General features: G+C 44.5%; 17 protein-coding genes. 2 read left to right on the forward strand and 15 right to left on the reverse strand.

Features of this window, described 5'->3' with window-relative positions:
* Window positions 1-33 precede the first annotated feature (33 nt).
* Window positions 34-1,188: an ROK family protein gene (locus ACYQ0Y_RS05085; protein WP_407884589.1), complete on the reverse strand. Its 1,155-nt coding sequence runs from the start codon at window positions 1,186-1,188 to the stop codon at window positions 34-36.
* Window positions 1,189-1,682: 494 nt separating this feature from the next.
* Between ACYQ0Y_RS05085 and ACYQ0Y_RS05090 the strand changes: the two genes are divergently transcribed.
* Complete coding sequence (locus tag ACYQ0Y_RS05090) at window positions 1,683-2,882, forward strand: class I SAM-dependent methyltransferase (protein WP_407884587.1); 1,200 nt, start codon at window positions 1,683-1,685, stop codon at window positions 2,880-2,882.
* A gap of 69 nt (window positions 2,883-2,951) precedes the next feature.
* Here the strand turns inward: ACYQ0Y_RS05090 and ACYQ0Y_RS05095 are convergent, their stop codons facing one another.
* The 14 genes from ACYQ0Y_RS05095 to ACYQ0Y_RS05160 all read right to left on the reverse strand — a co-directional run bounded on the left by ACYQ0Y_RS05095 (window position 2,952) and on the right by ACYQ0Y_RS05160 (window position 17,490).
* Window positions 2,952-3,266 carry an AzlD domain-containing protein gene (locus tag ACYQ0Y_RS05095; RefSeq protein WP_407884585.1) on the reverse strand — a complete coding sequence of 105 codons (315 nt, stop codon included), beginning with the start codon at window positions 3,264-3,266 and terminating at the stop codon, window positions 2,952-2,954.
* Complete coding sequence (locus ACYQ0Y_RS05100; RefSeq protein WP_407884583.1) at window positions 3,259-4,086, reverse strand: AzlC family ABC transporter permease; 828 nt, start codon at window positions 4,084-4,086, stop codon at window positions 3,259-3,261. The genes ACYQ0Y_RS05095 and ACYQ0Y_RS05100 overlap by 8 nt, the downstream gene beginning before the upstream one ends.
* A gap of 303 nt (window positions 4,087-4,389) precedes the next feature.
* Window positions 4,390-7,188, reverse strand: a complete 2,799-nt coding sequence (locus ACYQ0Y_RS05105) for a YhgE/Pip family protein (protein ID WP_407884735.1) — start codon at window positions 7,186-7,188, stop codon at window positions 4,390-4,392.
* A gap of 252 nt (window positions 7,189-7,440) precedes the next feature.
* On the reverse strand, window positions 7,441-8,604 hold the full coding sequence (locus tag ACYQ0Y_RS05110; protein ID WP_407884733.1) for a sensor histidine kinase: 1,164 nt from the start codon (window positions 8,602-8,604) through the stop codon (window positions 7,441-7,443).
* Window positions 8,605-8,609: 5 nt separating this feature from the next.
* The gene (gene croR / locus ACYQ0Y_RS05115) at window positions 8,610-9,299 is read right to left on the reverse strand and encodes a response regulator transcription factor CroR (protein WP_407884581.1); all 690 of its coding nucleotides are present in this window, start codon (window positions 9,297-9,299) and stop codon (window positions 8,610-8,612) included.
* A 174-nt stretch (window positions 9,300-9,473) separates the two neighbouring features.
* On the reverse strand, window positions 9,474-10,226 hold the full coding sequence (locus ACYQ0Y_RS05120; RefSeq protein WP_407884579.1) for a DUF1129 domain-containing protein: 753 nt from the start codon (window positions 10,224-10,226) through the stop codon (window positions 9,474-9,476).
* A gap of 29 nt (window positions 10,227-10,255) precedes the next feature.
* Window positions 10,256-11,359 (reverse strand): redox-regulated ATPase YchF, encoded by a 1,104-nt coding sequence (gene ychF, locus ACYQ0Y_RS05125; RefSeq protein ID WP_407884577.1) that lies wholly within the window; start codon window positions 11,357-11,359, stop codon window positions 10,256-10,258.
* Between the two features lie 25 nt (window positions 11,360-11,384).
* Window positions 11,385-11,576, reverse strand: coding sequence for a DUF951 domain-containing protein (locus tag ACYQ0Y_RS05130; protein ID WP_407884575.1), 192 nt, complete (start codon window positions 11,574-11,576; stop codon window positions 11,385-11,387).
* A 28-nt stretch (window positions 11,577-11,604) separates the two neighbouring features.
* Window positions 11,605-12,501, reverse strand: coding sequence for a ParB/RepB/Spo0J family partition protein (locus ACYQ0Y_RS05135; protein ID WP_407884573.1), 897 nt, complete (start codon window positions 12,499-12,501; stop codon window positions 11,605-11,607).
* Entirely contained in the window at window positions 12,491-13,258 is a 768-nt protein-coding gene (locus tag ACYQ0Y_RS05140; RefSeq protein WP_407884571.1) for a ParA family protein, read from the reverse strand. The genes ACYQ0Y_RS05135 and ACYQ0Y_RS05140 overlap by 11 nt, the downstream gene beginning before the upstream one ends.
* A gap of 68 nt (window positions 13,259-13,326) precedes the next feature.
* Complete coding sequence (noc, locus tag ACYQ0Y_RS05145) at window positions 13,327-14,169, reverse strand: nucleoid occlusion protein (RefSeq protein WP_407884569.1); 843 nt, start codon at window positions 14,167-14,169, stop codon at window positions 13,327-13,329.
* 26 nt (window positions 14,170-14,195) lie between these two features.
* A complete protein-coding gene (gene rsmG / locus ACYQ0Y_RS05150) occupies window positions 14,196-14,930 on the reverse strand; it encodes a 16S rRNA (guanine(527)-N(7))-methyltransferase RsmG (RefSeq protein WP_407884567.1) in 735 nt (244 codons plus the stop codon).
* Window positions 14,931-15,099: 169 nt separating this feature from the next.
* Window positions 15,100-15,660, reverse strand: coding sequence for a VanZ family protein (locus ACYQ0Y_RS05155; protein WP_407884565.1), 561 nt, complete (start codon window positions 15,658-15,660; stop codon window positions 15,100-15,102).
* Window positions 15,661-16,218: 558 nt separating this feature from the next.
* Window positions 16,219-17,490, reverse strand: a complete 1,272-nt coding sequence (locus tag ACYQ0Y_RS05160; RefSeq protein WP_407884563.1) for a NupC/NupG family nucleoside CNT transporter — start codon at window positions 17,488-17,490, stop codon at window positions 16,219-16,221.
* 1,207 nt (window positions 17,491-18,697) lie between these two features.
* Here ACYQ0Y_RS05160 and ACYQ0Y_RS05165 point away from each other — a divergent pair.
* Window positions 18,698-19,603: a LysR family transcriptional regulator gene (locus ACYQ0Y_RS05165; RefSeq protein WP_407884562.1), complete on the forward strand. Its 906-nt coding sequence runs from the start codon at window positions 18,698-18,700 to the stop codon at window positions 19,601-19,603.
* Window positions 19,604-19,653 lie beyond the last annotated feature (50 nt).

Below are 19,653 nucleotides of genomic sequence, written 5' to 3' on the forward strand. Positions count from 1 at the left end.
CCTATGCTCCAATTTACAAACCTTAGTTCATCTTTATGGCTCATTTCTTGGCTGTTTAAATCTCAATGTCAATTCATCCAACCCTAAGGCATGATGAATGATCGCAGCTAGTCCGCCTAGTAACATGGTTTCAATATGATCCTGCGTCAAAATAACGGGGATTGTGATAACCGGCTTTAACCATTTTAATTCATGCTGGATCATGGCTAACAGACTGGGATCCCAGTCTAAAATTTCTGCATTTAAAACAATCACATCGGGGGCAAAATTAATCGTCAGTCGTTGGATAACTACCGCGACGTCTTTACTCCACGTTGTCAAACATGCCATAACAGCCTCATCATGCGCTTTAATCGCTTGCTTCAGTGATGCTTCACTAAGCGTTCCTGAGTCGAGCAATGGTTGCAATTGATCTATCAGCGCTTGTTGACTCACACGCTCGTCAACACTCACTGCTAACGCTTCATTTAAATATGCACTGCCAATTTCTCCTGCCCTTCCCTCATGGCCCCGATACAAACGGCCGTCTGCAACGATTCCCACCTGCACTTGATGATCCAGCCAGAGTGTCAACACATTAGCTTCATCAGGTCGCGAAACAAAATCCCGTTCAAAAATCGCGGCTAGGTTGGCTTTATTCTCAATAATTACGGGGACCTGAAACTGATCGCGAAAGTACTTAGCTAAATCAAAATGTTCTAATCCACTTAACTCGGTGGTGATAATTCGGTTGCTTGCGACCGTTCCATCAACGGCAAAGATCATCCCTACTAATACTTTTGCTGATGAAGTCACTAGTGCGGTTAATTTGGCAGTTAACAGGTCCATGACCGCGGTTAAATTGATCCCAGCTACGGGAATCTGTTGACGACTGATTTCGCTAGCATCAAGTCTGCCGACCAATAATTCAAGCTGGCGTTTCTGCAATGAAATCACCACGACAAAATCACGATCAGTGTTTAATATGCCCATCAGCGGACGGCGACCACCACTTTTGGTGCTTGCCCCAAGGCCGATTTCACGAATAATACCTCGATGCAATAATTGGTTATAAATATCAGAGACGGTAACTTTATTCAGCGCTAAGTTTCGGGAAATCTGACTTCGTGAAATAGGTCCTTCGTTAATAATTTGTTGAAGGACTTGTTTTTCGTTACTACTCCGCATGATTCGCTTATTGATAATCATGATTGTTTACAACGGCCTTATCCAAGTTTCCCCGCACCTGCCAGTCGTTGATTTGCCCCCCTTCACGGGTTTAAGCAGATAAATAGATTGGTTGTATAATAAAACGATTTATAAACGTTGTACACGGTTCATCATCGTATTGTTCTTCTTTCAAGTAAATGACTTGTCAAATACCCACAGATAAGCTGCATTCTACGTCAACGAAGAAAATTTTTCAGCATAAATGTTCGCTTCTTAAAAGCAAAGACAGCCGGTTGTCTCACCGCTAGCACAAGCCTTGGTTACTTTTTTCAAGACCGGCGATTTTTAGACCGCAGTTTGTTCGTTGAATAAACAAACATTTAGCACTCAATTGGTCCGAGGACGACTATTATTTAGCAATATTTTCAAATTACTTGTAAGGATTGTCACAAAATCGAGTGTTGGTTCCTTGGGTGAATTTGTCATCAGCGTTATACTAATTTAGTAACTTTTTTATGGGAAGGGACAGGAATATGCTGGACAAGACATTTTACAAAACTTTTTTAAGTCACTCTTTTAACATCCCCGTCCGCGTGAATTACTGGGATGGCACTTCAGACGTCTATGGCGGTGATGGCACACCGGAAGTTACCGTCACCTTTAACGAGGTTGTTCCAGTGCGTTCACTAACCCGCAACGCATCATTAGCGTTAGGGGAAGCGGTGATGGACGGTCGTATTGAAATCAACGGCAGTATTCAAAAATTAATTGAATCTGCTTACGAGAGTGCGGACAGCTTCTTCAACAATAGTAAGTTTAAGAAGTTTATGCCCAAACAATCGCACAATGAATCCCACTCTAAGCAAGATATCCAAAGTCACTACGATGTGGGCAACGACTTCTATGAACTGTGGCTCGATCCAACGCTGACTTATTCTTGTGCCTACTTCGAACACGACGATGACACTTTAGAACAAGCGCAAATGAATAAGGTTCGGCACATTATTCAAAAGCTCGACCCACAACCTGGCAAACGTCTGCTAGATATTGGGTGTGGTTGGGGCACATTAATGCTCACCGCTGCTAAAGAATATGGCTTAAAGGTAACGGGCATAACCCTAAGTCAAGAACAATACGACTTAGTGAAGCAACGCATCATTGATGACAATCTGCAAGACGTTGCTGAAGTTCGTTTAGAAGACTATCGTGAACTTGGCAACGAAACATGGGACTACATCACTTCTGTTGGGATGTTTGAACACGTTGGTAAAGAAAACCTCGGTGAATATTTCCAGTGTGTCGCTAAATACCTGACGCAAAATGGCGTGGCGCTCATTCATGGCATCACCCGTCAACAAGGCGGTGCGACAAATGCCTGGATGGACAAATATATCTTCCCAGGTGGCTACGTACCTGGCTTAACTGAAAATATTGAGCATATGATCGACGCAGGTCTACAACTGGATGATATGGAACCTTTACGGCGTCATTATCAACGAACAACCGAAATGTGGGATCAAAATTTCAATGCGCATCGCGATGAAATCGTCGCGCATTTTGATGAACGGTTCGCGCGCATGTGGGACTTGTATTTACAAGCCTCAGCTGCTTCATTTCAATCCGGTAATATCGATGTAATCCAGTTCTTGTTGACTAAAGGCGCCTCTGGCCACGTATTGCCAATGACCCGTGATTATATGTACGACCAACCATCTGCAACAGCAAACGAATAACCAGAGCAACACAAAAGACAGGATGACCGAAAATTAATCGGAAATCCTGTCTTTTCTTTTGTCTTCATCTTATAAGAATAGGGTCAAGGCCCACATAATAAGTAGCCCTAACACAACGGATAAGGTCATTGATCGCGTGAAGTACGCGATCAAGATCACGATTACTGCTGAAATCATGGCCGCAATGTTTCCCATTGAAAAAGCATATGTCGAGGTCACAAAAATTTGTTTAACAATCAAAGCAGTAAATAAGGAAACCGGGACAAATCCCATCCATTCGTTAAACCACGCAGGAATTTTCCGTTTGGAGAAAAATAGCATTGGGAAGTATCGAGGAATAAAAGCGGCAACGCCCGCGCAGAGTACCAACACTAAATCATTCATGGTCGTTTGCATCCTTTGCTTGCTTGTGTTGTTCCGTTAACAAACGTTCTTCAGTCAACTCTTGGTCATTAATCGTTTCTCGGGTTCCTGAAGGGCCGCGCACTTTATAAAGTAATGAACTGTCCGGCGCCATCGAGCGAATGACACGATCCGCAAGAAACCCAGCTGTGGAAGCTAACAAGGTCGCAATAACGATCCCTAGGGTACTCTGCATCGTCACACAGAAGAAGGCCGACAACAGCCCAGATAAGATCGCTGTGAGCAGCGTCAACCGTCGCTTGACCTGCATTGTAACCATGAATAAGAACAACGCTGTCAGCGCAAAATCAACGATCACTAAGTTAATCGTCAGTGAGGAACCAATCAGACTTCCGATCACGTTAGATAGCGCCCATGTGTACAACGCATAGTGCTCCACCAACAGTGCGTTCCCCGGCGTCCAGAACTTATCTGTAGCAAACTTCAAATAGTTCACGGCGTAGTTTTCATCATTTAAAGAAAACGCAAAACCGAGGATAAACCGGTGCGATGATTTTTTGAGATAATGTGACAAACTTGACCCCAATAGCGCGTAACGGAGTTCAAGGAAAGAGAGCATAATCACGATTTGAGAAATTGGGGCATGGATCGTTAACATCGTGGCAATCAAAAATTGAGCCCCACCTGAATAAACAATCAGGGAGACTAAGCCGATCAACCAGGTATTCAACCCGCCAGCATGTAATAAGACGCCACACGCTAGCCCGATGGGAATATAGCTTAAACATAGCGGCATCGCAACTTTTAGGACAGCCAGCCAGTTTGCCTGTTCCTTTTTCAAAATGCATCCTCCATCTGTGAAACACGTTTGTGTCTCGAACCGCTCGCAATGAGCTGGTCTTGTTAAACCTACTTAAGGTGCGATCAAAATCTTGAAACAATGCGAATATATTTTACCATGTTTAAAAGTTCATTGTAACCACACCAATCGAGATTCCCGAACATAAGATTTAATGAAAGCGGTTTTATTTTAAATAACTGGAACATTTTTGTTCAAAACAACTCCATCACCTAACTAAATTCACAGCAGTAAAAAAGCTTTCATCTACATGAATGCAAATGAAAGCTTTTCAAAAATTGACCTTTATTTTTTTTCGACTTCTTGTAACTTTTGATTATTGTCTAATTGCGAAAAGCCTTGCAGATGAATCCGCTGTAGGAAAATCATCGAAAGCCATAACAGGATGGCAAACACTACCGCCATGACTAGCAACAAGCCAACTGCGCTCCATGCCGTATTGGCACCGAGACCAGAAGTTAACCCTTGCCGTAAGCCAAGAATTGAATAAGTCATTGGCAAGAACGGATGGATGGCATTGTAGAAGCCATTTGTCACTTCCATCGGGAAGGTCCCACCTGAACCACCAAGTTGCAACATTAAGACGACCATCGCAATAAAACGACCTGGATTATCCAATAGCATTGACAAGAACATGACTAGGAACATTGAAGCAATCGAGAATGCAATGGCCACGGCAAACATTTGTCCAGGGTTGTCAGCCATCAATCCGAACAACAGCATAAGGCCCGTTTCGACAACTGCTTGAACCACAGCAACAACTAAACCGACTGAAGCTTTACTGAAGAACCAAGCGGTCGCACTTTGATCCTCCATTGAGATCTTCCGAATTGGGTAAGCAAAGTTGAAGACAATTGCACCGACATACAAAGCAACTGATAAGACATAAGGCGCCAAAGCATGTCCATAATTAGCCACGTAACTGTAACTCTTGTGCTTCAACTGTGTGGGTGCACTGAACATGTTAGCCGTCCGTTGTGATAGTGGAATACTGTTAACCTGTTTAGCTCCTTTACCCAAGGCATCAGATAAGTCTACAGATCCAGTAACCAGTTGTTTAGACCCACTTTGAAGCTGTGGCGAATTCGCATTCAATTGCGACGTCCCATCAGCCAGCTGGTTTACACCGCTAGTCAATGCCGGAATTTGGTTATTCAACTGGTTCAAACCGCCTGAAAGTTGGTAAGATCCATTAGCCAATTGACTCACACCGCTGACTAGTTGAGGGACTTGGGCATTCAATTGACCTAGGCCGCCACGTAACTGGTTGGCACCTGAGACTAAAGCACCTGAATTGGCGTTTAGTTGAGCCGAACCAGCGGCTAATTGTGCAACTGCATTCGTTAAGGTTGGTACGTTACTTCCGAGCGACTTCAAACCGTCATTTAGTTGGGAAACACCGCCAACTAAGCTTTGACCTTGTGATGGGTTGACCTTGGCATTTAATTGACTAGCTCCATTGGCAAAGGTTTGTAAACCGTCTAGCGTTCCGCCTTGCTTCAAAGCATCATTTAAGACTGTTGGCAACTGTTGTAAAGCTTGTGCTGTTTGCTTGCTCGACAAGGTCTTCGCCGTATTTGAATTCTGAATCTGATCCAATTGGGACTGCATCTGCGTCAATGTTTGAATATCGGCATCAGAAATCGTCAATTGACCAAGCTGATCAGCAATGCCGTTCAACCCTGAAAGTCCTTTACCAGCAGCGCCAAGTTGATCACTTAATTGACCTGCACCAGCTGCCGACTTCTGTAATCCAGCTGAAATTGCTTGTAACTTCGCCTTTTGAGTTGGGTCAGATTCCGAAGCCGCGACGCCATTTAACGCATCAATCGCTTGTTGGTTGCCAGCTTGGATACTTGATGCACCCTGTTGAGCTTGGCTTAATTGCCCACTCATCGCATTCAACTGAGCAATTTGCGCTTTGATCTGCGTGGCATTACTAATCAATGGTTGCAAAGCACTTAAGGTTTGTTTCAAGTGAGCATTTTGCAGTTCTTGCTGAAGTGACTGGACATTCTGCATCGTTGTCTGACTATCAGACATGCCGTTCATCAGTGCTTGAGCGGCTTGAAGTTGTGGTCGTAAACTAGCTAACTGCGCATTAACTTGGGTGGCACCTTGGCCCAAGGTACTAACTCCGGTCGAAAGCGCCGTCGCATTGTCTAACAGTTGTTGAGAACCATTCATGAGCTGAGTTGTGCCACTCCCCAATTGACCCGTTGCGCCATTTAGTTGACCGAGTCCATTGTTCAAGCTCCTGACACCATTCGTATAGGTCGTTAGCCCAGCACCTAGCTGATTAGAACCAGTGGCTAGCTGACCAACCCCGCCAGCCAATTGACCGGTACTACCATTCAACTGTTGGAGACCATTATTAAGCGTGTTACCCCCAGCAGCCAATTGACTAACACCACTGGATAATGGACCAACACTCATTTTCATTGTCTGCACGCCATTGTTAACTTGACTGACAGCTGCCGTATACGTGTCAATCCCACTACCTAATGTCTTTTGACCATTAGATAACTTCTTGGCACCCTTGGCTGCAGTCCCCATTCCTTGGCCAACCTTTTTAATCTGCTGGAAAGTGGCGTCTGCATATGCCTTAATCACTGTTTGACGAATTTTTTCATTCAACCCGGTAGCGCCAATTTGACTGATAACTTCCCCGATGTAGTTCAATGAACCATTGGTTTCATACTCAATCTTCATCTTTTTCGGGTGTTTACTAAGGACTGACGCCGCGTTTTTAGATGTATCTTTAGGGAACGTGACAATCGTATAATACTTCTTATCTTTCAAGCCTTGCTTAGCTTTATTGGCGGAAACAAACCGCCAGCCTAGCTGATGATCCTTTTTGAGGGCTTTGACCGCTTGATCACCAACGCTTAGCTTCTGGCCTTGATAGTTGACGGAACGGTCATTATTAACGACGGCAACTGGTAGGTGCTGTGTCTCCCCATATGGATTCCAAACTGACTTTAAGAAGAAAATACTATATAGAAACGGAATCACCATAATCGCCAAAACTGAAATTAAAATCAGCCGGTTCTTGCCGATGAATTTCCATTCGTTGGTTAACATTTTCACTCCTGGTCCACCTCTTTCTCTCACTCTAATTGATTCAATTAAACACGTTAAACAGCTGATTTGATTGACTTAATCGGCCATTAAGGACATTACAAATCCACAATATACACCGATTGTTAACAAACCTCAACTAAATCTCTCTTCCTCGCAATAATTTTTAGCCAATATTTAGTCAGTCAGGGCCTCAACTATTTTTATGTTATTAAAAATGCCATCCGGCTAATATGCGGATAGCATTTACAATAACTACTTCGTTAGCTTTGGATCCTGTCGTACCGGCCGTGGCAGTGGTCGATCTTGATGGACAGGCAGGTGAATGATAAAACTAGTTAGGTTCTCATCAGATTCCGCATAAATATAGCCGCCATGTCGCTCAACAATACTTTGTGCAATGGCCAAGCCGAGACCGGTCCCACCGGTTTCTTTGGAACGCGATTCTTCAACACGATAGAACCGCTCAAATAATTGATTCAGGGCGGCGGTTGGAATTTCTCGGCCATCATTAGAGACCTTCACCATCACTTCTCGACCAGTCAACTTGGCTGTCAACTCGATAAAGGTTGCATGCTCGCCGTACTTTAATGCATTGGAAATGAGATTGTTAAAGACGCGGCCTAATTTCTCCGCATCTGCCTCCATCATGATGTTATCAGGTTGGGTCGACGAAGAAATTGTGAGATGCTTACGGCTAGCTTCTAGCTCGTAACTGGCGGCCAGTTGCTCTAACATCTGACTGAAGTTTACATCACTGACATTTAATTCTGTCTCAGCACCGCGCATTTTCAAGTATTCAAATAGATCTTCCACCAGCGACTTCATTTGCGTCGCTTTTAGGTAAGCAATGTGGGCGTATTTGGTAAGATCCGTTTCTGTTTGATACTGGTGATCTTCAATTAAGCCAAGGTAGCCAATGATGGAAGTCAACGGTGTGCGAATGTCATGACTAACATTCGTGATGAGCTCATCTTTCGAACGCTCCGCTTGCCGTTCATCATTCATGGACTGCGTTGCCGAATCAACCAATGAGTTCACTGAATCAACCACTCGCTGTAGCCGTTTGCTCAATTTAAACGTAATCCGGTGCTCCAAATGACCATCAGAAATATAATGTAATTCAGCGATGATGTGATTCATTTGATACAGATGATAGCGCCGAATCAGTCGCCAGTACAAAACGGTGCAATCAACGATAATCATCACTGCAATGAACAGATTTTGATAACTCCAAATGTAACGACCACCAATGACCAACGAGCGTTTAATCATGTAGACCCCGCCGGCAATTCCTGGATTGGAATGTAAGACATCATTTAGAATAATGACTAATGATAGATTTAAAAGGAGCAGCAACACGACGGTTACCACCCCTTCAAAGATTAGTGACCACTTCTCGCGTGGTGTTAATTTCATCATGATTAGTGCGCCTCAATTTTGTAGCCGACACCCCAAACAGTTTCGATCACTTTTTCGCCGTTCGTTGCTTCCTCAATCTTATCGCGTAGGTGACTGACGTGCACCATCACCGTCTTGGCCGAAACAACAGACTCTTGTTGCCAAACCCGTTCGAAAATATCGTCGGCTGAGAACACCCGATTCGGGTGACTAGCCAATAAGTATAAGATTCCGAATTCTAAGGCCGTTAGTTGAATGGTTTGCCCATCAATCGTCTTAACTTCATGAGAATCTTTATTGATTGTTAAAGGACCAATGTCTAAAACATCTGGTGTGTCTGAGGTGACATGATCTTCAGAGCGACGCAATAGTGATTTAACCCGCGCCATGATTTCCAGTGGGTTAAATGGCTTAGTCACATAGTCATCCGCTCCGGAAATCAGTCCCTGAATCTTATCCATGTCGCCCGTTTTAGCCGACAAAATCAAGATCGGAATTTGTGAGTCTTTGCGAACTTGTTTCACAACTTCAATACCACTCATTTCTGGCATCATGATATCAAGTATCATCAAACCAATATCCGGATTCGTATTCAACTTGGTTAGGGCATCTTTGCCCGTGTATGCTGAGATTGGCTCATAGCCTTCATTCTTAATGTAAATTTCCAGCAACTGGGCGATTTCTTTATCATCATCAACAACTAAAATCTTCATGGTTATTTCCTCCACCGAATTCCTAAGGGGTGCTCAACGCCTTGCGGAGCACAGCCCCTTTTGTTTCATTCTACTAGAGTTTGCGGTGGTCGACAAATTAAGAAAGAGGAAGGAATACCCTGTTATCGGCGGGATCCTTCCTCTTTCTTAATTCATATCGTTGCCGCTACAAAATTACCGACGCCGTTGATTCCGCTGACTGGCAAACATCCCACCGGTTACATTGAACCGTCGCCGTATCCATAAATCGCCACCAAAAGCGGCCACTGCTAAGACAATATAGAGGGCAGCTGGGAGAATTGGATTGAGCATTGGTGGTAGCAAGCTAACCGCCGCAAACAAGACTAAAATTCCAACCAATAGCGCGGCCATATAGAGCAAAATTCGCCACAATGGCAAGCGTTTGCGTTTGTCATTTGGGTTCAAAATGGGCGTTAACCAAGCCCAACCTAGTCCGAAGACAACCGAAACCAGCAGAATCCCGACGATTCCCATTTGGCCAGAACTAGCTGCTGGGCTCTTAGAAAACAGGCCCAATATTCCATACATCGCGGAGAAAATCGCCAAAATACTCAATGCGCTATCTGCCATTGTCGGCCAAAAGCCGGCCTGTTCACCAGCCGCTGCTGAAGCCTTTTCTGGTCCATTGATCAAAATTTCCGCATATGCAGTTGGCGTGCCAAATAGCTGTTTAGCCGTCTGCCCAGTCTTTTGACCCTCTTGTAATTTAGCCAATGTGTCAGTCACACCAACACTTCGTTTATCCCCGCCAAAACCACGCTGATCTAGAATTTTATTCAATTGATGCATAAATTCTTGATTACGTTTGGTTAAACCAAGGCTATTGTACTGTTCTGTATCTGTGCGAATTTGACCATGATGAGTTTGCTTCGCATTGGCATTTCGTTCCCGATTTTCTTCACTCACGTTGTTCTTCCTTTCCCTTGCCAAACAGACTAAACGTTAAAGCGGAATTCCACAATATCGCCATCCTGCATCACGTAATCTTTACCTTCAACCCGTAGCTTACCGGCTTCTCGAACCTTTTGCACAGAGCCTAGCTCATCCAGATCGCTAAATGACATCACTTCAGCGCGAATAAAACCACGTTCGAAATCTGAATGAATAATCCCAGCGGCCTGTGGTGCTTTAGTACCAGCCTTAAACGTCCATGCACGCGTCTCTTTACCACCAGCCGTGAAGAAAGTTTCTAAACCAAGTAACTTATAGGAAGCGCGGATAAGTTTATTCAAGCCAGGTTCATCAACACCTTCAGCTGCTAAGAATTCTGGTTTATCTTCATCAGGCATCTCAGCAATTTCTTCTTCCGTTCGGGCAGAAACAGCCACCACGCCGCTACCTTCAGTCGCTGCAAAAGTTTCAATCTGTTGAACATAGGCTGATTGTTCAGGATCAGCCATATCATCTTCAGCAATATTAGCGACATATAAGACTGGCTTTGATGTCAGCAGGAATAAGCCATCGACAATCTTCTGCTCGTCCTTGTCGAATTCCAGGGTTCGCACTGATTTGCCAGCCTCTAACACGGGCTTGATCTGCTTAAGCACGTTATATTCAGCCATTGCATCTTTTTCTTTAGCGTTCGTGGCTGCTTTTTCCACCTTGGCATACCGTTTATTAACGGCATCCAAATCAGCGATGATTAACTCGGTATTGATCGTATCGATATCTTCTAAGGGATCAACAGTACCTGTCACACTGGTAATATTATCATCGTCAAATGCACGAACGACATGGACAATCGCATTCACTTGCCGAATATTTTCTAAGAACTTGTTACCCAGTCCTTCACCCTTACTGGCTCCTTTGACGATTCCGGCGATATCCGTAAATTCAAAAGTCGTTGGCACCACTTTGTCGGCTGGTTCAATCGCCTGGATGCGATCCAAACGGTTATCCGGAACCGCTACCATGCCTACGTTTGGTTCAATCGTCGCAAATGGATAGTTAGCCATTTCGGCACCGGCCTTGGTGATCGCGTTAAAGAGCGTTGATTTCCCGACGTTGGGTAACCCCACAATTCCTGCTGTTAAAGCCATGTTTAAAACTCACACTTTCCTTAATTTAGTCGGTCGTAGGCGCTTTTTTGAGAATCTTTTTGAGCTTTTTCTCAAATTCACGCCGTGGCATCATAATGAGATGACCGCAACCTAAACATTTAATTTTAATATCCGCACCCATCCGCATAATTTCCCATTCGTTGGCGCCACACGGATGCGGCTTTTTCATTTCCACAACGTCGCCTTTATCGTACATTTACTTTCCTCCGTTGCTTTTCACATCATTAATCCAGCGAGATGCCAAGAATTTCCAAGATTCGGGTCAGGTCATCGTTAGACATGTAGTCAATTTCGATATGTCCTTGCCCAGCCGTGCTATTAGAAATTTGCACTTTTGTCCCAAACTTTTCTTGAAGCTGATTCTCAGAAGCTTGGACATAAGGCGACTTTTTTTGCGCCCTGGTTGTTTTCGCGGGTTTATTACTGTTCATTTCCGCAACCACTTTTTCAAGTTCACGGACAGTCATCCCATTGCTAACGACCCGGCGAGCGAGTGCAACCACTTTACGTTTATCCTTTAAACCAAGCAACGTTCTTGCTTGCCCCATTGATAACTCTTCATTGGCTAACATCGTCTTAATTGCTTCCGGTAGTCCCAATAAGCGTAAGTAGTTCGCAATATATGGACGGCTCTTACCTAAACGGGCGGAAACTTCAGCCTGAGTCAGGTTGAGCTTAGTCATCAAGGTCTGGTAAGCTTCTGCCTCTTCGAGTGGGGTTAAGTCCTCTCGCTGTAAGTTTTCTAGAACAGCTACTTCCATCATCTCTTGCTCATTCATGGTCCGAATGATCGCTGGTATTGTGGCTTTGTTAGCTAACTTTGAGGCACGAAATCGACGTTCCCCGGCAATGATTTCATAACGGGCTAAGTTAGCGTCCGGTTGACGCACAATGATCGGTTGAAAAACCCCCGATTTCTCAATTGAGCTCGCCAGTTCTTTTAATGTCTTTTGATCAAAATTTGTCCGCGGTTGGTAAGGATTTGGTCGAATGTCCGTTAACGTTAATTCTTGGACATTTTCGGCGGTGACATCATTTAGGTTTTCCGTTAGCCCATTATCTTCAAAGAGCGCCTCAATCCCACGCCCCAAACCTTTACTGGTTGTTTTCTTACTTACCATGCGCTTCGAGGACCTCCTCTGCTAATTCTGAATACACTTCTGCCCCACGTGACTTCGGATCATAGTCAATAATGGCTAATCCATGACTTGGTGCCTCTGATAAACGCACATTTCGCGGAATAATCGTCTTATAAACACGATCCCCGAAGTACTTTTGCACTTCGGCGTTAACTTCTGCTCCTAAATTGGTGCGGGCGTCAAACATCGTTAATAAGACACCTTCAATGCGCAGACTACGATTGAAGTGCTTTTGAACCAATTTAATCGTGTTTAACAACTGACTCAGCCCTTCCAATGCATAATACTCGCTTTGTACAGGAATCAAAATGGAATCACTTGCCGTAAACGCATTGATCGTAAGCAGACCTAACGACGGTGGGCAATCAATGAGAATGAAATCATAGTCATCAATAACTTCCTGCAAGGCATCCTTCAGTCGCGTTTCACGGGCCATTAGGTTGGTCAATTCGATTTCCGCACCAGAAAGTTGGATGGTTGCCGGAACGATGTCCATTCCTTGATGTGAGGTCGCCAAAATCACTTCTGAGATCGGCGTTTCATTGACCAAAACATCGTAAATATCTCTTTGAATGGTGGCCTTTTGAATGCCACTACCGCTCGTGGCATTTCCTTGTGCGTCCGTATCAATTAACAAGACTTTTTGCCCCTGGTCAGCCAAACAGGCGCCTAGGTTAACACTAGTCGTTGTTTTCCCCACTCCGCCTTTTTGGTTGGCGAGTGCAATTACGTATCCCATCAACGTTTACTCCTCATATCCTTTGTAACCTAATTTGATAACTCAGCTTCTAAAAAATAACTTCCTGTTTATGCCTGATGCCCGCCATCTTTTGGTAAATCAATCACGATTCGATAGCCATCAGCGGTGGCCTCTTCATGCACATGTACGTCTAGGCCTGCATCACGAACCATCTTTGCTGACTCTTTAATCGTGTTGACGGCAATCCGGGTATCAGCGGTTAAGCCGCGTAATCGTTTCTTCGGTCGCCGCGGTGTCACTGGATGTTCTGTCAACAGATCAGTGACGAGGCGTTCCGTTGCTTTAACATTGAGGTCCCGCTCTTCAATCTGTTGAAGAATTGTTTTTTGTTGTTCAGCATTGAGCGGTAGTAAAGCCCGCCCATGGCGTTCAGAAATTTTGTGCTGACTAATGGCCACTTGAACTGGATCACTGAGTTTTAGTAATCGCAATTTATTGGCAATTGCGGATTGACTCTTACCAACACCTTTGGCTAACTCAGTCTGCGTTAGCTGATTTAGCTTCATCAATTGTTGATAAGCTTGCGCCTCTTCAACCGCTGACAACGCTTCTCGCTGTAAATTTTCAATCAAAGCTAATGACGCGGTTTCGTGATCATCCATGGTTTCGACGATTGCGGGAATGGTCGCCCACCCCAACATTGAGACAGCGCGAAAACGCCGTTCACCAGCGATAATTTCATACTGATGATCCTCGTACTCACGAATCACAATCGGCTGTAAAAGCCCATGGTCACTAATCGTTTGGGCCAGCTCGACAATCGCCTGATCATCAAACGTATGTCGAGGCTGAAACCGATTTGGCACAATATCGGTCAGTGGAATTTGTTCAATTCGTTGTTGCGGTTTCTCTTCACTCTTACCGCGATTTCCGAACAATGAAAACGCCATGACGTTGCTTTCCTTTCCAAATCACACTAATGACGGCTTAATAATGGCTCTTTATTCGGCGTACCCGGTCGCCGTGGGTATCGCTTAGGTGTTGACGCAATTTTGTCAATCACGATAATTTCACGAGGATCTCCTGATAGAGGTAACTCAAACTGATCACTGTGAGCCACCTTGCCACCGAGAGTTTTAATGGCAAACAAGGCTTGTGTTAATTCGTCATCAGCTCCACTAGCTTTCATCGCCAATAATTGTCCGCCAACCTTAACAAGTGGTAGACAGAGTTCACTTAACACACTCATGCGTGCCAGGGCGCGGCCTGTGACATAGTCAAAGGTCTCGCGCGCTGGCGCATTTTTGGCGCCAAACGTTTCGGCACGATCGTGCACCAACGTTACGTTAGTTAACCCTAATGTGTCGACAAGTTCTTGCAGGAAACCAATTCGTTTATTCAGTGAATCTACAATGGTTACCTGCAATTTAGGAAACATGATTTTCAATGGAATCGACGGAAATCCGGCACCAGCGCCAACATCACATAGCGAAGCAGCTTGTGTTTGGAGTTGCGGCACATAAATCGCGACGGTCAATGAATCATAAAAATGTTTCAAGTAAACATCGCCTGGTTCCGTGATGGTGGTGAGATTAAACTTCTGGTTGGTTGTTAATAATAGCTTTAGATACTGGTCAAATTGTGTCCGTTGTTGTTCGGTCACAGTCAGGCCGTGATCTTGCAACGCAGTGACAAATTGTTCTGGATTCATCTAAACTCCTTAATGTGAAACAACTTCCATGTTTCACGTACTTGTTAAGTTTACCGAAAAAAACATAATAAAACAACCGTCAGCCGATGCGACAAAACCAGGTTATACCTTGTTTTAGCACCAGTTAACGATTGTTTTTGATATCTCAATTTGATTACAGATTGCCGAACTAAATTCGCCGCCAGATTAACAGCCCGAGCTGTAAGAATAACCAACCGATTAGGCCGCCACAGGTATTTAAAATTAAATCATTGACGTCAAAAGTTCGATCGCCAAGATTGAAATAATTCATCAATAGTTGGGTACATTCGATAAATAATGAAGTCGCGAAGGCCAGTGTCAGGCTTCGTCGAAGTTGCCGGATCCGGACGCTAAGTGCACCGACTAACAAAACCAGAGGTGCTAGCATCAAACCATTGCCAATAATTTGGTACAAACTACTTGGCTGTTGCCAATTATACCAAAGCGCCAAAGGATGGGTTGCAATCGCCCCTTGAAATGTTTCACCACTGGCAATTAGTGTGGCGGTGCTGCGGCTGATATTAATCGGGAACAAGGTCATGTCGAACAACACCCATAAGTACACGCAAAGCAAACCTTCAAATAGCAAGCGCGTGAAGCTGATCCGCTGGTGTCGCCAGTCCATGACGACGAGTCCAATAAATAAGATCCCTAAAGGCAACCACAAGCTGGCACTCGTGATCATTCCGTGTTCATTAAAAATGGTCATGATGCCACCTCCATTTTTTAGAGCGTGAGCAAGGCTGCTTTGAGTCCGAGCAACAACGGACAGGCACGGACGGGTGGGCTTCACCCGGTAGTGATTGTTGGTTGGGCACAGGACTCAGGTCTTGCGAACGCGTTTTGATTAGAGCGTGAGCAGGACCGCCTTGAGTCCGAGCAACAATGGACAATTACGGACGGCTGGGCTTCACCCAGTAGTAATTGTTGATTGTGCACAGGACTCAAGACTTGCGAGCGCGTTTTTTAGAGCGTGAGCCATCACGGGTGAAGCCGAGCACCAACGGGAAATCATGAGCGGGCGGTCTTAGCCCGAACAGGATTTTGGGTTGGGCACAGGTTTCAGTGATGGCGAGCGCGTTTCCACAATTCAAGCTTACCGCGTGTCCCTAAAAATGTCTGAATTTGAGTCTGGCTTTGAGAAATTATTTAACTTCAGCGGTTGATAGTTAAAAGATTGTCCTAATTTGAGCCAACAAAAAATGCCCTCCATAATCGAGGACATTTTTGACGAGTAAGTTTTGATCTAAGCTTAACGAAAATCAGTTTACCAGATGAATAAACCAACCATCCCGGCAGAAAGTAGTGAAACTAAAATCCCTGAGAGGAGCATGTAACCAACATTGCTGGAAACCATGTCGTTCTTTTCTTTATCAACCATTCCTTTGAAGGCACCGATAATCATCCCGGTAGTCCCAAAGTTGGCAAACGAGGTTAAGAAGACCGTTAATACGGCACGGTAGTGAGGAGCAAAATGGTTAATCTTGCCAGTCACTTGACCCATAACAACGAATTCGTTCGTTACTAACTTCAAACCCATTAATTGAGAGAAGTCCCAGGCAGTGTGAACGTTTAATCCCATCAACCAAGCTGGAATAAACATCACAACCCCAAGAATACTTTCTAGTGATAATGGCTTCCAAATCAAACCCAATAAGCGATCGATTAAAGCTGCCAAAGCCACGAAGGCAATAACATTAGCAGTAATAATCAATACTAACGTGCCGGCACCGAGGATCGAATCCCCTAAGAATGAGAAGAATGGTTCACGTTTGCCGTTAGCTTCTACAGCGCCAGTTTCTTGCGCAGCAGCTTCGCTTTCGCCAGGTTCGTCAGCAACGTTCCCGATTTTAGCAATCGTGTCCTCTTCTGGTGCAACGTCAACAGGGTTCAACATGTTCGTTACGATCAACGCGTTGATACAGTTCAACGGTACGGCCGTTAAAACAAATTGACCTGGAACCATTTGCGTATAAGCACCCAAAATGGAAGCTGTCACACAACTCATGGACATCATTGCCAAAGTGACATCACGTTCTGCTTTCATGGTTGTCAATTGTAACTTTGAAACGGCTAACGCTTCAGTGTTACCTAAGAACATCATTTCAACGGCAAAGAATGATTCGAACTTTGGTTGGCCTGTAATAAAGCTTAAGCCACGACCAATCCATTTGATAATCCATGGCAATACCCCGATGTAAGTCAGAATATCAAACATTGGCACAATCAATAAGATTGGCAGTAGTGCACTAGTGATGAAGTTAACCGGTGCTGGATGCGTCCCGGTTGCCCCAACCCAGTTAGGTAAAGCAAAGTTAATCCCTTGGTAAGCCACTTGAACCAACCAGTTAAAGCCGTCAGCAGCACCTTTAACCGCATCACGACCACCGGTGAAACTCGTCAATAACCAAGCAATGACTAAGTTCAAGACCACCATAATCCCAACTGAACGCCACTTAATCTTGGAACGATTCTTGGAAAGTGCCCATGCAATACAGAGGTAAACGAGCACACCAATGATGTTAACAACTAAGTACATCAATATATCCTTCTTTCTAAAATGATTGGAGATATGTTCCACTTGAATGCTCCCATTCAAGCTAACTACCGCAGCTTAGATCTCACCCCTCTTTGAACAGATGACCGTATCAGAAAAAGCAAAATAATGGCAGGTCGTTCACGCCGTAAAGAAGTAACTGATACACCCATCCTGACCAATTCATAGTACCGTTATTTTCAGAATGTGTAAACATTGATTCGGGGGGTGCCCTCATTTTTTAACGACTAGCCATTTTTGGTGGCCCAAAAAGCCGTTTGAAACCGCTTGCGACTAGTAATTTCCGAACTAAGGCAAGTATCGCCCTTTATCATTTATTTTTAACATTTGTCCAAACTTACAACTCCGTTAATAATGAGCTTATCCGTCGCAACTCACCTGTTATGTTTATCTTTGAGGTATGTGATGGAAATTCATGATTGTTAATAAAGCAAAGCCGTTTCACCAATGTTGGGAACTCTCTGCCCGATCTATATTCTCCAGGCTCAATTGGCAAAATATTCAACTGAGTCGCTGATCAGTTTATTTTGCAGACACAAGGATGCGTCAATCTTGGTAGACTTCAAATGGCGTCTAGCTTCAAAATATAAGTTAGTAAACCGAAAAGTAGGCCAATCTGAACGGAGCGGGTATCGGCTCAGCCTGTGTCGTTATCGTTAGCGGTCTTCGCTTACGATAAGGCCTGACTGTGAAACCGGTGTACTTCCGGGTTCATAGCAGGCCCACGGCGTTCCAGCCGAATGCCCGTGAAGTTCAGATTGGTCGGCAGTGAATAAAACTGTAGCAGGCCAATCTAAGTAATCCAGCACTAACCTAAATGTAAACGTGCTCGCTAGGCCTGAGTCCTGTGTCCAACCAACAACCACAACCGGGCAAAATGCGCCCAATTGCGATTGTCCGTTGGTGCTCGGGCTCACCCGTACTGGTTCACGCTCTCTGAGTTCATATCAATTGACTTCCATTCATCCACGCGTTACAGTGTGTACATCAAAAAAGGAGGTGATGCCCTTTGACTATTGGAGATAATCTTAAGGCATCAGCCAACGTGAAGGTTATCGTTCGTTAATTCGGCCGATACACCGGTGACTGATGTCATTAAGAAAGGCCCTGGGAAATATAAATCCTAGGGCTTTTTGTTTACGCTCATTCTTGGTATGATCAGGAAAACAAACGACAAGTGAGGCAGATCATGGCAGTTTCATCTTTTGCGTACCAAGTTTTTGCGACAGTCGTTGAGCGGCATACGTTCTTAGCCGCCGCAACAGCGCTCAATATTACCCCTAGCGCTGTCAGCCATTCAATCAGCCAGTTGGAAAATCAGCTTGGCTTTCCACTATTTATTCGACGACGAACAGGTGTCACGCTGACCGCAGATGGTGAAACGGTCTATCCGATTATTCAGGATATACTTAATTCTGAACATCGACTGACTCAAGAGGCGGCTAACATCAACGGCTTAACCCAAGGGACATTGCGTCTAGGTGCGTTCTCATCGGTCTTACTGAATTGGTTACCCGGAATCATCCGTGAGTTTCATCAAGCTTATCCAGAAATCAATGTCAGTATCTATCAAGGTAATTTCAATGACATTGCCGAACGAGTTCGTTTAGGCACGTTAGATGTGGGCTTTTCTGCTCTTCCTATTGAAGAAAACGTGCAAATTCACGCTTTAATTAAGGATGAAATTTTTTGTATCACCCCAAAAGACTATGTCCCCAAAAATGGTCAGGTCGTGACCAGTAATGACGTTGCGAATCAGACCTTCATTTTACAGCAGTCCGATTATGACCGTGACACAAAGCTGACGCTTGATCGTTACAATGTGACCCCGAACTCACTCACTTATTCAGTCGACGATGCCTCGATTATTTCCATGGTCGAAGCTGGTCTTGGCTTTGGTGTATTGCCTGATCTAGCCTTAAAGCGAGTGACTGGCGATGTTAATATTTATCCCTTTGATGAGCCTCACTACCGCACCTTGTGTGTGGTCGCAAATAAGTCTTTAGCAACAGCGCCTACGACGACCAAAATGATGCAGGTCATCCATCAACAACTGTTAGCCCAATATGGACAACAATTACTTTGGCAAAAATAAAAATCCGTTTCCTTCGCAATGTAATTAAGACGAAGAAACGGATTTTTTGG

This window comes from Furfurilactobacillus curtus, assembly GCF_054657915.1.

Coding starts and splice junctions, on each gene's coding strand:
- ACYQ0Y_RS05085 (WP_407884589.1), bottom strand. CDS start 1,188: ATGATTATCAATAAGCGAATCATGCGGAGTAGTAACGAAAAACAAGTC.
- ACYQ0Y_RS05090 (WP_407884587.1), top strand. CDS start 1,683: ATGCTGGACAAGACATTTTACAAAACTTTTTTAAGTCACTCTTTTAAC.
- ACYQ0Y_RS05095 (WP_407884585.1), bottom strand. CDS start 3,266: ATGAATGATTTAGTGTTGGTACTCTGCGCGGGCGTTGCCGCTTTTATT.
- ACYQ0Y_RS05105 (WP_407884735.1), bottom strand. CDS start 7,188: ATGTTAACCAACGAATGGAAATTCATCGGCAAGAACCGGCTGATTTTA.
- ACYQ0Y_RS05110 (WP_407884733.1), bottom strand. CDS start 8,604: ATGAAATTAACACCACGCGAGAAGTGGTCACTAATCTTTGAAGGGGTG.
- croR (WP_407884581.1), bottom strand. CDS start 9,299: ATGAAGATTTTAGTTGTTGATGATGATAAAGAAATCGCCCAGTTGCTG.
- ychF (WP_407884577.1), bottom strand. CDS start 11,359: ATGGCTTTAACAGCAGGAATTGTGGGGTTACCCAACGTCGGGAAATCA.
- ACYQ0Y_RS05130 (WP_407884575.1), bottom strand. CDS start 11,576: ATGTACGATAAAGGCGACGTTGTGGAAATGAAAAAGCCGCATCCGTGT.
- ACYQ0Y_RS05135 (WP_407884573.1), bottom strand. CDS start 12,501: ATGGTAAGTAAGAAAACAACCAGTAAAGGTTTGGGGCGTGGGATTGAG.
- ACYQ0Y_RS05140 (WP_407884571.1), bottom strand. CDS start 13,258: ATGGGATACGTAATTGCACTCGCCAACCAAAAAGGCGGAGTGGGGAAA.
- noc (WP_407884569.1), bottom strand. CDS start 14,169: ATGGCGTTTTCATTGTTCGGAAATCGCGGTAAGAGTGAAGAGAAACCG.
- rsmG (WP_407884567.1), bottom strand. CDS start 14,930: ATGAATCCAGAACAATTTGTCACTGCGTTGCAAGATCACGGCCTGACT.
- ACYQ0Y_RS05155 (WP_407884565.1), bottom strand. CDS start 15,660: ATGACCATTTTTAATGAACACGGAATGATCACGAGTGCCAGCTTGTGG.
- ACYQ0Y_RS05160 (WP_407884563.1), bottom strand. CDS start 17,490: ATGTACTTAGTTGTTAACATCATTGGTGTGCTCGTTTACCTCTGTATT.
- ACYQ0Y_RS05165 (WP_407884562.1), top strand. CDS start 18,698: ATGGCAGTTTCATCTTTTGCGTACCAAGTTTTTGCGACAGTCGTTGAG.